Raw genomic sequence first — 14,207 nt, 5'->3', positions numbered from 1 at the left:
ACATGAGCTACGGCATCGCGTTTACACCGCTCGTCCCCTCCCTCGTGCTATGGATCGCGCTCGCCGCCATCGCCGTGATCGCGACGGTGCTGTTGCTTGCAAGGTCGCGCGGCGCTGCGGTGCGCGTGGCCGCGCTGGCGCTGATCGTGCTGGCGCTTGCCAATCCGTCCTTCACCCGCGAGGACCGCGAACCGCTGTCGTCGGTGGCCGTGGTCGTGGTCGACAAGAGCCCCAGCCAGAATTTCGGCGAGCGCACCCGCGAGACCGACCAGGCCCGTGAGGCGCTGGTCGATGAACTGAAGAAGATCAAGGGGCTGGAGGTGCGGGTCGTCGACGCGGGCCAGGCCGACGGCGAGACCGATGGCACCAAATTGTTCGGTGCGTTGAGTTCGGCGCTGTCGGACGTGCCGGTCGATCGGGTCGCCGGCGCGTTCCTGATCACCGACGGACGGGTGCATGACATTCCCGCCAACGCCGCGGCGCTGGGATTTCAGGCCCCCGTACACGCCCTCATTACCGGACGCAAGGACGAGCGCGACCGCCGCATCGCGATTTCGGCCGCCCCCCGTTTCGGCATCGTCGGACAGAGCCAGACCATCACCTACCGTCTCGACGATCAGGGCGTCAGCGGCGATAGCGCCAGGGTTGTGGTGCGCCGCGACGGCGAGGTTATCAACGAGCGCACCGTCCTGAGCGGCCAGACCGTCAACGTCGATATCGACATCAAGCACGCCGGTCCCAACATCGTCGAGATCGAGGCCTCGCCGCTCGAAAATGAGCTGACGCTGGTCAACAACCGCGCGGTGGTCTCGATCGAGGGCGTGCGCGACAAATTGCGGGTGCTGCTGGTGTCGGGCGAACCACATGCCGGCGAGCGCACCTGGCGCAACCTGTTGAAGTCCGACCCCAGCATCGATCTCGTGCATTTCACGATTCTGCGTCCGCCGGAGAAGCAGGACGGCACCCCGATCAATGAATTGTCGCTGATCGCGTTTCCGACCCGCGAATTGTTTCAGCAGAAGATCAACGAATTCCAGCTGATCATCTTCGACCGCTATGCCCGCCAGGGCGTGCTGCCGATCGCCTATTTCGACAACATCGCACGCTATGTTCGCGCCGGCGGCGCGGTGCTGGTTTCGGCCGGTCCCGATTACGCCTCGAGCACCAGCATCTGGCGTACGCCGCTGGATTCGGTGCTTCCGGCCGAGCCGGTCGGCGTCACCGAGAAACCGTTTTATGCGCATCTGAGCGAGGCCGGCAAACGCCATCCGGTGACGCGCGACCTCGAGGGCTCCGGCTCCGAGCCGCCGCATTGGAGCCGGTTCTTCCGCACCGTCGATACCCGCAATGCGACCACCCCGCCGGTGATGACGGGCGCCGATGGCGAGCCGCTGCTGCTGTTGTCGCATTACGGCGAAGGCCGCGTCGCGCTGCTGTTGACGGACCATATCTGGCTATGGGCGCGCGGCTACGAGGGCGGCGGACCGCATCTCGATCTGTTGCGGCGGATGTCGCACTGGCTGATGAAGCAGCCTGACCTCGACGAAGAAGCGTTGCGGCTGGCGGTTCACGGCAAGGATCTGACGGTCGAGCGCCAGACCATGGCGGACAGCGTCGCGCCGGTCACGGTGACCTCGCCTTCCGGCGCCACGCGCGAGCTGACGCTGACCGCGGGCGAGCCCGGCGCCTGGAGTTCGACGATCCCGGCCAATGAACTCGGCCTGTGGCAGGCCACCGACGGCACCCTGAAAGCCCTGATCAATGTCGGCCCGACCAATCCGAAGGAGTTTTCGGAAGTCACCTCCACCACCGATACGCTGAAGCCGCTGGCGCAGGCGACCGGCGGCGACGCCAGGCGCGTTGTCGACGGTTCAAGTGTCGAGCTGCCGCGCATCGTTCCGGTGCGGTCATCCAGCGCGTTTCACGGCGACGGCTGGATGGGCGTGCGCATGCGTGATGCCAGCGTGGTCAAGGGTGTCGGCGTATTGCCGGTATTCGCCGGCCTGATCGGCTTGCTGCTGCTGCTCGGCGCGTTTGCCGCCACCTGGCTGCGCGAGGGACGCTGACCGTTGCAAAATTACACACGGCCGACGAAATCTTAGGACACATTCCGCACCGCGGTTGACAGCGGCCCGATATCCCTGATGTTATAATATAACATCGAGCGGCCAGGATGCTTTGGCCCTCCGCTGCGGGGCGTCCATCGGCATGAAGTGGTTCCGGTCGAACATCAAATATGGGTCGCGGCTTGCGCTGTTGGCGCTGGCGATTCAGATTGCGTTGTCGTTCGGGCATTTCCATGCGGTCGCAGCCGAAGCGGCACCCGCGATTCAGTCGAGCCTTTCGCAGGCAGATGCTTCCCACGGCAAGGGCCTTGCGGCGCCGGATACGTCCGGTCGATCGGCGCAACGCCAGCAAAAGCCCGCACCCGACCCGGATTCAGGGCAATCGAACGACGCCTGCGCGATCTGCGCCGTCATCGCGATGGCGAATGCGGTGCTGTTTGCAACGCCGCCGTTGTTGGAGCTGCCGGAAGCGGCTGAATTTCTCTACCGGACCACCGATGCCGAGTTCATCCATCTGAACTCCGTCCGCGTCGCTTTCCAGCCGCGTGCTCCCCCGATCTCCTGACCTCGATTGATCACTTAGCCTTAGAGGAACCGCCGCGCGCGGCTACTCTCGGAATCAATAGGAATCAGTCCGTCGCGGATCGACGGCAAGCCGAGCCGGACTTCCCTCTCAGGCGGGAAGCTGACTGCGGTTCATGGGGATCGGAATAAATAGATGTCAGTATTCGACAAGCGACTGTTGACCGCATCGAGTGCAGCCTCGCTGCTGCTTTGCAGCCTGAGCGGCCCGGCACAATCGCAAACAGCGGCACCGGCGGCAAATGGGACGACCGCGCTTCCGGACATCGAAGTCACGGCGCCCAAGCGCACGCAGCAACCGCGCCGTCCGCGGACGCGCGTGGTGACCAACAAGCGCCGCGAAACGCCACCGGCAGCGCCGCCACCGACCCAGGCGCAGGTGGTCGCGGGCCAGAACGACCGGCTGGACGAAGTCCGCCGCAGCCTCGTCGCGCCCACCGGCGCCGGCTCCTATGAGATGAGCCAGCAGTTCCTCGAATCGCTGCCGCAAGGCACCAACACCACGCTCGACAAGGCCTTGTTGCAGGCTCCGGGCGTATCGCAGGATTCGGCCGCGAGCGGCGATCTGCACGTGCGCAACGAGCACGCCAACCTGCAATACCGCATCAACGGCATCATGCTGCCCGACGGCGTCGGCGCCTTCGGTCAGATTATCGACACCGGCATCGTCGGCAGCATGGCCCTGATCACCGGCGCGATGCCGGCCCAATACGGCCTGCGCACGGCGGCCGTGCTCGACATCCAGACCAAGGCCGACGCCTTCAACAACAGCGGCAGCGTCGGTGTCTACGGCGGCAGCCACGGCACGATCACGACCTCGCTCGAATATGGCGGTACGGTCGGACAAACCCAGTATTTCGTGTCCGGGCGCTATTTCGGCAGCAACCTCGGAATCGAAAATCCGACGCCGGCCTATAACGCCATTCACGACAACACGTCGCAGGAAAAGGGATTTCTCTATCTCTCGACCGTGCTCGATCCGCAAAGCCGCCTGACCTTCATGAGCGGCGTCTCGAACGGCAATTACGAGATTCCCAACAATCCCGGACAGCCGCCGGGCTTCACCGCCTTCGGCATGTCCAACTTCGATTCCGCGCAGCTCAACGAACGGCAGACCGAGTTCAACCAGTTCAACGTCCTTGCCTATCAGCATTCCGGCGACGGCTACGATTACCAGATCTCCTATTTCAACCGTTACAGCCAGTTGCACTTCCAGCCCGACACCATCGGTGACCTCATCTTCAACGGCGTGGCGTCGGATGTCTACCGCCAGAGCATGATCAATGGCATCCAGGAAGATACGTCGTACCGCATCGGCTTCGCACATACGCTGAAGTTCGGGTTCTCCGTCAGTACCGAAGACTCGCTGGTCAACAACGGCTCTGTGGTCCTGCCGACTGACGACACGGGCGCTCAAACAGACGATCCGCCAAGATCGGTTTTCGACTCCAGCGCCAAGACCGGCTACCTGTTCGGCAGCTATCTCGAGGACGAGTGGAGGATCACCAACCAGCTCACCTTGAACGCCGGCCTGCGCTTCGACCAGATGTGGCAATATATCGACGCCAACCAGCTCAGCCCGCGCGTCAACCTGACCTGGAAACCGGCCGACGGCACCACCTTCCACGCCGGCTATTCGCGCAACTTCACGCCGCCGGAACAGGTGCTGGCGGCGCCAACCAACCTGGCGCTGGTGCAGGCCTCAACCGCGCAGCCCCAGGTGTCCCAGAACGATCCGGTGCAGCCGGAACGCTCCAACGTGTTCGATGCCGGCGTTACCCAGAAGATCTACGCGATACCCGGCCTCGAACTCGGGGTCGACGCTTACTACAAGACCGCGACCGACCTGCTTGATGACGGCCAGTTCGGCGCCGCCTATGTGCTGACCGCGTTCAACTATGCCAAGGGCATCAACCAGGGCGTCGAACTCACCGCGACCTACAACAACGGCAATCTGCATCTGTACGGCAATCTCGCCTGGGCCAGACAGGTTGCGACCGACGTCGTGTCCAACCAGTATCTGTTCGATCCCGACGAGCTTGCTTTCATCGCCAACAATTACGTCTACACCGACCACGCCCAAATCCTGACGGCGTCGCTCGGCGGCTCGTATTTGTGGAACGGCACCAAGTTCAGCGCAGACATGATCTATGGCAGCGGCTTGCGCGACGGCTTCGCCAACACCAGCACCGTTTCGCCCTATACGCAGGTCAATCTGGGCGTGTCGCACGACTTCAACATCGTGTCACCGACCAAGCCGACGACGCTGCGCCTCGATGTCGTCAACCTGTTCGACACCGTCTACCAGATCAGGGACGGATCCGGCATCGGGGTGTTCGCGCCGCAATACGGGCCGCGGCGCGGCGTTTATTTCGGCATTTCACAGAAGTTGTAACAGCCGCCGCCTGACGGCGTTATTTTGAAAAAGCACGAGTAGACGCCCTCGGACCATGTCCGAGGGCGTCTACTCGGATTATCGCGCAAAATTCCAGTCGGGACGAATTGCGCCGGAGACCTTGTCGAAGGCGCCGTCCACCAGCTCCGCCACCAGCAAGCGGTTGTAGTCGACCGGTCCCGGCATCACAGCGCGGCCCTTCGGAACGGCCTTGAAGCCGACGCGGCTGTAATAGGGCTCATCGCCGACCAGCAACACCAGACGGTGGCCCTTGGCTTTCGCATCCTTCAGCGCACGGTCCAGCAGCGCGCGGCCGATGCCCCGGCTGCGAAACGGCGGCTCGACCGTCAACGGCCCCAGCAGCAACGCGCTCGTATCGCCGACACAGATCGGCAATTGCCGTACCGACCCCACCAGCAAGGTCCCGATCCGGGCGGTGAAGGAAAGATCGAGCAGGTGATCGACATGCTCGCGGATCCGGTAGGCGCTGAGCACGAAGCGGCCGGGCCCGAAGGTGCGCTCGTGCAGCCGTTCGATCGCCTGCGCGTCATAGGTGGTTTCGGCCAGAATCGTCAAGGAAAGGTCATTCATCGCGGGCGGGGATAGCATCTCACTGTGCCTCGGTCCATCGTCCCGGGCTTTGGTACAGACCAATCCCGGTCGGTCCGGACCGGAGACGGACAGTGAAAAACGTGCCTGCCGCAATCAAGCGTTTGCCGCCTGACCGAGAACACGCCCGTCCACCGCTGCTGCGGGCTGCGGCAGCGCGGCGAACAGCAGGCTCCATAGCGAAAGCATGGTGACGGGCACGGTGTAATAGGGCTCGAAGATGGGATGGCTCAGGAAGAAGGCGAGATTGATGGCAAGATTCCCGGCTCCCACCAGAGCCACGCGTCTAAGACCGGTTTCGCCACGACGATACAGGATCGATGCGATCGACGCGGTGGCCAGCACGAGCAGGACAAACTGCATATCCCTGACATATTGCCCGATGATGTGGAGGCTAAAGGTCGGCGGCGCCAAATCGACACCCGCATAGGTCGTTGCGAAGGGGCTCCCGGCATTGATCGCGTTCGCAAGCAGCGTCGGCGCCATTCCCGCAAGACACGCAACGCCAAACCAGACGGCTTGCCATATGGTTTCGATTTTGCGGGACGACAGAAACGACCCCAGAAAAAACAGGCCATATCCGGACGCGAGAAACAGATTTGGCAATCTGAAATCGACCGAGAGGCCAATCACAAACCCCACCAGCGCCGACAACAGAATGCGCCGGCCGGCCTGCCCGGCCGAGAAAAGCCTCGACGTAAAAAGCCTCGCCGTCAAGAAACCTGCAACGGCGCAGCAAACCATGGTCGGCGCCATCGAATAGCTCGCCCTGGTGGGATTGACCATCAGATACATCGCAAGCCCTCCGAAGGCCGCCGTGAGAAGGATGGCATCGCGCGCACGCGCGTAGGAAAGAGCCAGCAACACAAAGCCAAAGACGATGGCGTTGGCCAGAACATAAAGCGGGATCATCTGGAATCCGGAAGGAAACAGCGCCAGCAGGAAACCCGTGCCCGGCGGATATTGCAGCACCCTTTTATGCGTCGCCGGCATCAGGCTGTGACAGGGAGCCTCCGCCGGATCGTTCCAGGCGGCAAATCCGATCTGCTTCAGACTAGAGGACAGATAGTGGTCGTCGTCCCGCGCAATATCCGTATTGAGCCCGCCGAGGCCGAACTTTTGGAAAAGATGCGCCTGCCGGAGATAGCAGACGTCGTCATAGACGCCCCTGCTTTCATTCCAATGCGCGATGGTCCAGACATTGCTGAGCAGGATCAGAAAACATATGACGCCGCCGGCCAGCTTCAAATATCGCGACGTCCGGCACTCAAGACTCATCAGCCTGTTCTCGGGAATTTGCAGCATTCAATCGTGGTCCCTGTCTTGCGGCAACAGCACGCGGCGGGCAAGTCAGGAATCGCGCCAGGTTGGAATGGGCGGCTTGCCTTCGAGCACCTCGGCGATCCGCAGCCGCGTTCCCTTGGTGGCCTCCGGCGGAAGCGCGGCGGCATCGAAGAAGCCGCTGTCGATGATTTCGCGGTTGGGCTCGGGCGGGCGATCCTGCCCAAATTGCCTGACCACATAGATCGCAACATGGTCTCGCCGCGACACATGGCTGTTGAGGAACACGCCATGAAGCACCGGCTCTCCCATCACCTCGATCCGTCCTTCTTCCATCAATTCGCGCCGTAACGCATCGATGAACGTTTCGCCGACTTCGACGCCGCCGCCCGGCAGATGCCAGCCGGAAACATAGCTGTGCTTGATCAGAAACACCTTGCCCTGACCGTCGAGCACGACGGCACGGACCCCCAGCGTCATGCCGCGGGCGAAACGCCAATAGAGATGAAACAGCCGCCGCAACGCCGGTTCAGATCGCCTTCGCAGGTTCTGCAGGGTCATCGCCGCCGAGCATCCCGATCGCAAAACATCATGCTTGATCCCTGCCTGTTTGGTCTCTGCCTGTTTGATCCTTGCGTCCCGGCGCCCGGCTTGCCAATAGAGGGGCGGGTTTCACAGGATATCACGAGATGATCGTGCTTGTGTGTTGTCGCACGGACGGCCCAATCGGACATTTGTGATGGCAGCCTTCACCCTCGCCCACCTGTCGGACCCGCATCTTCCGCCGTTGCCCGCTGTGCGGCTGCGCGATCTCATGGGCAAGCGCGCCTTCGGCTATCTCAACTGGACGCGCAACCGCCACAAATACCAGCGCCGTGACGTGCTCGACGCGCTGGTGTCGGATCTGCATGCGCAGACCCCCGACCACATTGCGGTAACCGGCGATTTCGTCAACCTTGCGCTGGATGCGGAATTCGAACCGGCGCGCGCATGGCTCGAAAGCGTCGGCCCTCCCGACCGCGTCACCATCGTACCCGGCAATCACGATGCCTATGTCCGCGCCACGCAGCATCGCATCGCCGAAGCCTGGGGAAGCTATTTCGCCAGCGACGATGCGCCGGACGGCGGCGCATTTCCGTTCCTGCGCCGGCGTGGCCCGCTGGCGCTGGTCGGCGTCTCGTCCGCGGTGCCGACGCCGCCGCTGATGGCGACAGGATGGCTCGGCCGCACCCAGCTCAATGCGCTGGACCGGCTGTTGAGCCGTCTCGCCGCCGAGTCGTTTTTTCGCGTGCTGCTGATCCATCATCCGCTGCGTTCGGACGCGCCCGCCAAGCGGCTGACCGATGCGGCTGACCTGCTCGCGCTGCTGCAACGGCATGGCGTGGAGCTGGTCCTGCACGGGCACGACCACGTCCATTCGACGATCTGGATCGACGGCCCGAACGGCGCGATCCCCGCGGTCGGCGTGCCCTCGGCCTCCGCGCTCGCGCATGGGCACTATCCTGCTGCTGCGTATAATCTGTTTTCGATCATGCGCGACGGAGATGCGTGGCGATGCGAGCAGACCGTGCGCGGATTGGATGACAAACGGTGTGTGCGGCAATTAAGTCAGACGCGGTTGATCTAGAATGCAACTCTCCCAGTCATTCCGGGATGGTCCGAAGGGCCAGACCCGGAATCTCGAGGTTCCCGGCTCGATGCTTCGCATCGCCCCGGAATGACGTGTCAAAAATCCCGCAGGCTCGCGAACAGGGCGAAGCCGAACAGCGCGAGCGCGCCGACCACCACCCCGAGCACGAACATCCAGAATCCGCGGCGGCGCGGCTTCTCGGGCACCATCGCAGGCTCCGCAATTGGCGTCGCCACCAGCGCGTGCTCGCGCTCGACCATGCGGCGGGCGACATAATCGGTCACCGCCTTGACGACGGCCGCGACATCGCGGGATTCCGCAAGCACAATCCGGCCGAAGCGCGTGTCCTGCACAAAGCGATAGATCCGCTTGTCGCGCCCCATCACGACATGCGCGACCACGTCGATCCACAGCCGCGGCGTCTCGCCCTGGCTGATGCCGCGATCGAACAGATCGACCTGCTCCGGTACCTGCGCGAACAACGGATCGAGCGCCTCGTTGAGGATCTCGAGCCGCGCCACTTCGGCGTCGCGCAGATCGACGACGACCCCGGTGCGGTCGGCGGCCTCGATCCGCGCCTGCCGGAGCGCATCGCGCAGCCGGATTGGGCGTACCTCACTGGCGGCGTTGCTCCCGGTGCTCTGCGCGTCTGACATCCTTGAAACGGCCTTTATCTTAATAGCTTACGGAAGCGATTAACCTACCAGTAACCAAATCCGTTCGCAAAGACCGTTTACTTCCAAGCACTTGCTTCTTTTGCCGCCCCGTCCGTCGGCGGGTCGCGAGAACAAACGCCAACGGCCTCAACCGGAAACCGGCTGAAGCCGCAGTCGTCCCTGGTCGTTTCTTCTAACCCTTTCAGGCCGGGACCCGCGACGGTTCTTCCACGATCGAGAAGCGCACGCCGGCCTTGTGGCGGGTCTGTTCCGAGACCTCGCGCCAGCAATCCTCCGCTTCCTTGCGGGTCTTGAACGGGCCTTTGACCTGAGCCGAGCCCTCCACCAGCTTGTGGAAGTTCATCGAGCCGAACTCGCCGCCGATCACCCAGAAATTACTGCCGTTCATCATGAGAGCCTCCTTCTATTCAGCCGCCTGAACCTGGATATCCGAACCTCTCGCCTTGAACTGCGCGGCCTCGGTGGAGTCGTGTAGCGCCGTGGTCGACGAGGCGCCGCCGGTGATCGTGGTCGAGACCAGATCGAAATAGCCGGTGCCAACCTCGCGCTGATGGCGCGTCGCCGAATAGCCGAATTTTTCCGACGCGAACTCCGCCTGCTGCAGGCGCGAGTAAGCCGCCATGCCTTCGGTCTTGTAGCCGCGCGCCAGTTCGAACATGCCGTGGTTGAGCGAGTGGAAGCCCGCCAGCGTCACGAACTGGAATTTGTAACCCATCGCCCCGATCTCGCGCTGGAATTTGGCGATCGTCGCCTTGTCAATATTGGCTTCCCAGTTGAACGAGGGCGAGCAATTATAGGCCAGCATCTTGTTCGGATAGACTTTCCGCACCGCTTCCGCGAACTGCCTGGCTTCGTCGAGGTTTGGCGTCGAGGTCTCCCACCACAGCAAATCGGCATATTTCGCGAACGCGATGCCGCGCTTGATGCAATGCGCCAGCCCGGTGCCGGGCTTGAGCCGGTAAAAACCTTCCGCCGTGCGCTCGCCGGTGATGAACTCGTGGTCGCGCTCATCGACATCGGAGGTGATCAGCTTGGCGCTCTCGGCATCGGTGCGCGCCAGCACGAAGCTCGGCACGCCGCAAACGTCGGCGGCCAGCCGCGCCGCGATCAAATTGCGCTCATGCGCGGCGGTCGGGATCAGCACCTTGCCGCCCATATGGCCGCACTTCTTTTCAGAAGCGAGTTGGTCCTCGAAGTGAACGCCGGCCGCGCCCGCCTCGATATAGGCCTTCATGATCTCGAACGCATTCAGGGGACCGCCAAAGCCTGCTTCCGCGTCGGCCACAACCGGCAGGAACCAGTCGATCCTGGCGCCGCCTTCGGAGTGCTCGATCTGATCAGCGCGCTGAAAGGTGCGGTTGATGCGGCGGCACAGTTCCGGGCCGGCATTGGCCGGATAAAGGCTCTGGTCGGGATACATGGCGCCGGCCGTATTGGCGTCGGCGGCGACCTGCCAGCCCGACAGATAGATCGCGGGCAATCCCGCGCGCGCCTGCTGCATCGCCTGGTTGCCGGTGACGGCGCCGAGCGAATGGACATAGGGCTCGGTCTTCAAGGCCCGCCACAGCCGGTTCGCGCCGCGCTCGGCCAGCGTGTATTTGATCTCCACCGAGCCGCGCAGCCGTTCCACCTCGGCCGCGCTGTAGGGACGGCTGATGCCGTCGAAACGGCCTTTCGGGGTGTTGGGAACCAGCTGCTCAAAGGTCTTGGTCATCATTTTCTCCAGTCCACAGTTTTGACATTCGTGCGAAATGTGTGTCTGGAGCTAAACGCGAAACTTCCAAATCCGTATAGATATCTTGTTTTTGAATGGTGATATCCTGTAACATCAAATCCTGTAATATATGTCGTTTTGTAAATTTTGTAACAAATAGGTCAGCAAGCCTGCCATGCCCGCCGATTCCGGAAAAAAGCTGTTCGTCGGCCCGCGCTTCCGGCGCATCCGCCAGCAATTGGGCCTGTCGCAGACCCAGATCGCAGAGGGCCTCGGCATCTCGCCGAGCTACGTCAACCTGATCGAACGCAACCAGCGCCCGGTGACGGCGCAGATCCTGTTGCGGCTGGCGGAGGCCTACGACCTCGACCTGCGCGACCTCGCCACCGCCGACGAGGACCGCTTCTTCGCCGAACTGAACGAGATCTTCTCCGACCCGCTGTTCCGCCAGATCGATCTGCCGAAGCAGGAGTTGCGCGATCTCGCCGAGCTCTGCCCCGGCGTCACCCACGCGCTGCAACGGCTTTATGCCGCTTACGCCGAAGCGCGCCGCGGCGAGACGCTGGTGGCGGCACAGATGGCCGACCGCAACGAAGGCGCCCGCTTCGAGGCCAATCCGATCGAGCGCGTGCGCGATTTGATCGAGGCCAACCGCAATTATTTCCCCGAGCTCGAACAGGCGGCGGAAAACCTGCGCGACGAATTGAACGTGCCGGCCGAAGGCCTGTTCGCCGCGCTCACCGCACGGCTGCGCGAAAAACATTCGGTTCTGACCCGCATCATGCCGGTGGACGTGATGCGCGAGACACTGCGGCGGTTCGATCGCCACCGCCGGCAACTGCTGGTCTCGGAACTGGTGGACGGCCCCGGCCGCACCTTCCAGATCTCCTTTCAGATCGGCCTTGCCGAATGCAGCGGTGCCCTCGATGCGATCGTCAGCCGCGCGGGGCCGCTGGACGACCCGGCCCGACGGCTCTACCGCATCACGCTGGCGAATTATTTCGCCGCTGGCGTGATGATGCCCTACCAGGCTTTTCTCACGGCCGCCGAAGCGCTGAACTACGATATCCACGTGCTGGCGCAACGTTTCAACGCCGGCTTCGAGCAGGTCTGCCACCGCTTGACCACGCTGCAACGGCCGAATGCACGCGGCATCCCGTTCTTCCTGCTCCGCGTCGACAATGCCGGCAACGTCTCGAAGCGGTTCTCCTCCGGCACCTTCCCGTTCTCGAAATTCGGCGGCACCTGTCCGCTGTGGAACGTGCATTCGACCTTCGACACGCCGGACCGGCTGCTCAAGCAGGTGATCGAACTGCCCGACGGCGCGCGTTATTTTTCGATCGCACAGATGGTGCGGCGTCCCGTGGCGCCACACCCGCATCCGCAACCGCGCTTTGCGATCGGGCTCGGCTGCGAGATCCGCCACGCCGCCAAGCTGGTCTATGCGGCCGGCATGGACCTCGCGAAGGCCGAGGGCACGCCGATCGGCGTCAATTGCCGGCTCTGCGAACGCGAGAATTGCAGCCAGCGCGCCGAGCCGCCGATCACGCGCACCCTGATTTTGGACGAGAACACCCGCCGCGTATCGTCGTTTGCGTTCAGCAATGCGCGGGAGTTGTGAGGGGTTGAATTTACGGGTCGAGCCAATACCGCTCCCCGTCCCCGCATGACGCCGATAGCGACACCCCGCATATTGCTGATCCAGGTTGTCAAACAGCAGATATGAATCCGCGATCCCGCGGCGCGGACAGCACCCGGCTTGTGCATGATCTTTCGCCACTCGAAAGGCAGAGGGCGCAGCGCAACCCTCAAATGAGGGCGCGGGGAAGGCCGGGTGCCCGTTGCACCCGCAGCCTCGCGTGCAAAATAGATAAGCACACGAGTTCGTCACCACAGGTACACCGGGACAACCCGGCCTTCCCTGCGCAATGGTTTTAACGGCTTACTCCGCGCTCTCCCCGGTGACCGGGCTTTATTGTCACCGTCGCCAGCGTGATGCGCAGGCATCATCGCCAACTTGACGCCAGCGTCGGGGCGTCAGGACCACACGGCTTCGCCGTCCGCGTTCACCGGCGTTCGTCTCTCGCCGCTGCCGCGTCCACCGCTTCCCGCGCCCAACGTCCGTGACGATCGCGATACGCCCCTCTTGCGGGTGCGGGATGGGGCGCGACATAGAGGTGTTTCTACCAAGCGGGGAAGTGAAAAATTTCACGAGACGGGGCTGGACAGGCGACTCAGCGCATCGCGCATGTACCGCAAGCGCTCGCCGCATCACCGCCGCTCGTTAGGTTAATTCCTGCATAACGGCCGGGATATTCTTGACGGCGGAAGATTAATCGCGCCGCAACGGCGGGTGACATAGCGTGCCAGCGCTCGCCATTCTTAGGAAACCACGGCCGGTCTTTCGCGGCTGATGACCGGACAGCAGGGAAATCATCATGCGCGTTGCGTTGGCCTTTTCAGCGATCATCGCTTTGGCGCTCGGCGGCAATGCCGCCTATGCGGGACCGCGCGTGCTCCAGCTCGAACCTTCCGACAGCGCCACGGCGCCGGCCGGTTTCGAGACGTACCGCGGTTATGCCTTCGACCTGTCGGAATATGCGGGACGCAAGGATCTCGACGCGCTCAGGGACAATCTCAAGCACCAGCTCGACATGGTCGAAAGTGCGGGCTTCAGCCCGCGGGTGCTGAAGTTCTTTCATTCCGTACCGCTCATCGCCAGCGAGACGGCCTGTATGGAAATCGGCGCCGGCGCAGCATGTTACGGCGCCCTGGTGCCCGACGGCTATCACCGCGGATCGCGCGCGCTCACCATCTGGGATCATGACAAGCAGCGATGGACCAATCCGGACATGGTCCAACTGGCCGCCGATGCCGGAACCGGCGTCATCATGCTGAGCCCGAACATGACGCGCTACGCGGCGGAACCGATCGTGCTGCACGAATTCCTGCACGCCTATCACGCCAGGCTGATGCCGAACGGCTTCGACAACCTCGGCATCAAGGGCTTCTACGCCTATGCAAAGTCAAAGGATCTGTTTCCAAAGGACACCTACGCGCTGACGAATCCCAAGGAGTTCTTTGCCGTGACCGCCAGCATCTTCCTGGCGGGCCAGGACTCCGTGCATGATCCCAAGACCCGCGACAACCTGAAGGAAAAGATGCCCGACTATTACAAATATCTGGTCGAGCTGTTCGGATTCGATCCCGGCCCGCCGACGGTCACGCCGATCGCTTCCGCCGATTGATGACC

Annotated in this window: 12 protein-coding genes; 6 read left to right on the top strand and 6 right to left on the bottom strand. The window is 62.9% G+C overall.

Annotation, left to right across the window (positions count from 1 at the left end):
* Window positions 1-2: 2 nt before the first annotated feature.
* The 3 genes from HB630_RS20565 (at window position 3) to HB630_RS20555 (ending at window position 5,043) form a co-directional block, all read left to right on the top strand.
* The gene (locus tag HB630_RS20565) at window positions 3-2,066 is read left to right on the top strand and encodes a hypothetical protein (protein WP_213774117.1); all 2,064 of its coding nucleotides are present in this window, start codon (window positions 3-5) and stop codon (window positions 2,064-2,066) included.
* A gap of 142 nt (window positions 2,067-2,208) precedes the next feature.
* Entirely contained in the window at window positions 2,209-2,631 is a 423-nt protein-coding gene (locus tag HB630_RS20560; RefSeq protein ID WP_213774116.1) for a DUF2946 domain-containing protein, read from the top strand.
* 153 nt (window positions 2,632-2,784) lie between these two features.
* Window positions 2,785-5,043 carry a TonB-dependent receptor gene (locus HB630_RS20555; protein ID WP_213774115.1) on the top strand — a complete coding sequence of 753 codons (2,259 nt, stop codon included), beginning with the start codon at window positions 2,785-2,787 and terminating at the stop codon, window positions 5,041-5,043.
* 78 nt (window positions 5,044-5,121) lie between these two features.
* Here the strand turns inward: HB630_RS20555 and HB630_RS20550 are convergent, their stop codons facing one another.
* The 3 genes from HB630_RS20550 to HB630_RS20540 all read right to left on the bottom strand — a co-directional run bounded on the left by HB630_RS20550 (window position 5,122) and on the right by HB630_RS20540 (window position 7,494).
* Window positions 5,122-5,634 carry an N-acetyltransferase gene (locus tag HB630_RS20550; protein ID WP_213774435.1) on the bottom strand — a complete coding sequence of 171 codons (513 nt, stop codon included), beginning with the start codon at window positions 5,632-5,634 and terminating at the stop codon, window positions 5,122-5,124.
* Window positions 5,635-5,748: 114 nt separating this feature from the next.
* On the bottom strand, window positions 5,749-6,957 hold the full coding sequence (locus tag HB630_RS20545; RefSeq protein ID WP_249780949.1) for a hypothetical protein: 1,209 nt from the start codon (window positions 6,955-6,957) through the stop codon (window positions 5,749-5,751).
* A gap of 45 nt (window positions 6,958-7,002) precedes the next feature.
* Window positions 7,003-7,494: an NUDIX domain-containing protein gene (locus tag HB630_RS20540; RefSeq protein WP_213774114.1), complete on the bottom strand. Its 492-nt coding sequence runs from the start codon at window positions 7,492-7,494 to the stop codon at window positions 7,003-7,005.
* A gap of 178 nt (window positions 7,495-7,672) precedes the next feature.
* Here HB630_RS20540 and HB630_RS20535 point away from each other — a divergent pair, with 178 nt between their 5' ends.
* On the top strand, window positions 7,673-8,560 hold the full coding sequence (locus HB630_RS20535) for a metallophosphoesterase (protein ID WP_213774113.1): 888 nt from the start codon (window positions 7,673-7,675) through the stop codon (window positions 8,558-8,560).
* A gap of 98 nt (window positions 8,561-8,658) precedes the next feature.
* On the opposite strand, the gene HB630_RS20530 is transcribed toward HB630_RS20535, so the two are convergent.
* The 3 genes from HB630_RS20530 to aceA all read right to left on the bottom strand — a co-directional run bounded on the left by HB630_RS20530 (window position 8,659) and on the right by aceA (window position 10,954).
* Window positions 8,659-9,219: a hypothetical protein gene (locus HB630_RS20530; RefSeq protein ID WP_213774112.1), complete on the bottom strand. Its 561-nt coding sequence runs from the start codon at window positions 9,217-9,219 to the stop codon at window positions 8,659-8,661.
* 202 nt (window positions 9,220-9,421) lie between these two features.
* On the bottom strand, window positions 9,422-9,631 hold the full coding sequence (locus HB630_RS20525) for a hypothetical protein (RefSeq protein ID WP_213774111.1): 210 nt from the start codon (window positions 9,629-9,631) through the stop codon (window positions 9,422-9,424).
* 12 nt (window positions 9,632-9,643) lie between these two features.
* On the bottom strand, window positions 9,644-10,954 hold the full coding sequence (gene aceA, locus HB630_RS20520) for an isocitrate lyase (RefSeq protein WP_213774110.1): 1,311 nt from the start codon (window positions 10,952-10,954) through the stop codon (window positions 9,644-9,646).
* A gap of 175 nt (window positions 10,955-11,129) precedes the next feature.
* Between aceA and HB630_RS20515 the strand changes: the two genes are divergently transcribed.
* Together HB630_RS20515 and HB630_RS20510 are read left to right on the top strand one after the other, a co-directional pair.
* Window positions 11,130-12,575 (top strand): XRE family transcriptional regulator, encoded by a 1,446-nt coding sequence (locus HB630_RS20515; protein WP_213774109.1) that lies wholly within the window; start codon window positions 11,130-11,132, stop codon window positions 12,573-12,575.
* 817 nt (window positions 12,576-13,392) lie between these two features.
* Window positions 13,393-14,202 (top strand): hypothetical protein, encoded by an 810-nt coding sequence (locus HB630_RS20510; protein WP_213774108.1) that lies wholly within the window; start codon window positions 13,393-13,395, stop codon window positions 14,200-14,202.
* Window positions 14,203-14,207 lie beyond the last annotated feature (5 nt).

The sequence above is a fragment of the Bradyrhizobium sp. dw_78 genome, from assembly GCF_018449525.1.
In the GTDB taxonomy this organism is placed as follows: Bacteria; Pseudomonadota; Alphaproteobacteria; order Rhizobiales; family Xanthobacteraceae; genus Bradyrhizobium.
This window is presented reverse-complemented; position numbering and strand designations above follow the sequence as displayed.

Bases quoted from the DNA above. Each gene is read 5' to 3' on its own strand.
- HB630_RS20560 (WP_213774116.1), top strand. From the start codon at position 2,209: ATGAAGTGGTTCCGGTCGAACATCAAATATGGGTCGCGGCTTGCGCTG.
- HB630_RS20510 (WP_213774108.1), top strand. From the start codon at position 13,393: ATGCGCGTTGCGTTGGCCTTTTCAGCGATCATCGCTTTGGCGCTCGGC.
- HB630_RS20540 (WP_213774114.1), bottom strand. From the start codon at position 7,494: ATGACCCTGCAGAACCTGCGAAGGCGATCTGAACCGGCGTTGCGGCGG.
- HB630_RS20530 (WP_213774112.1), bottom strand. From the start codon at position 9,219: ATGTCAGACGCGCAGAGCACCGGGAGCAACGCCGCCAGTGAGGTACGC.
- HB630_RS20550 (WP_213774435.1), bottom strand. From the start codon at position 5,634: ATGAATGACCTTTCCTTGACGATTCTGGCCGAAACCACCTATGACGCG.
- HB630_RS20515 (WP_213774109.1), top strand. From the start codon at position 11,130: ATGCCCGCCGATTCCGGAAAAAAGCTGTTCGTCGGCCCGCGCTTCCGG.
- HB630_RS20555 (WP_213774115.1), top strand. From the start codon at position 2,785: ATGTCAGTATTCGACAAGCGACTGTTGACCGCATCGAGTGCAGCCTCG.
- HB630_RS20565 (WP_213774117.1), top strand. From the start codon at position 3: ATGAGCTACGGCATCGCGTTTACACCGCTCGTCCCCTCCCTCGTGCTA.
- HB630_RS20545 (WP_249780949.1), bottom strand. From the start codon at position 6,957: ATGCTGCAAATTCCCGAGAACAGGCTGATGAGTCTTGAGTGCCGGACG.
- aceA (WP_213774110.1), bottom strand. From the start codon at position 10,954: ATGACCAAGACCTTTGAGCAGCTGGTTCCCAACACCCCGAAAGGCCGT.
- HB630_RS20525 (WP_213774111.1), bottom strand. From the start codon at position 9,631: ATGATGAACGGCAGTAATTTCTGGGTGATCGGCGGCGAGTTCGGCTCG.
- HB630_RS20535 (WP_213774113.1), top strand. From the start codon at position 7,673: ATGGCAGCCTTCACCCTCGCCCACCTGTCGGACCCGCATCTTCCGCCG.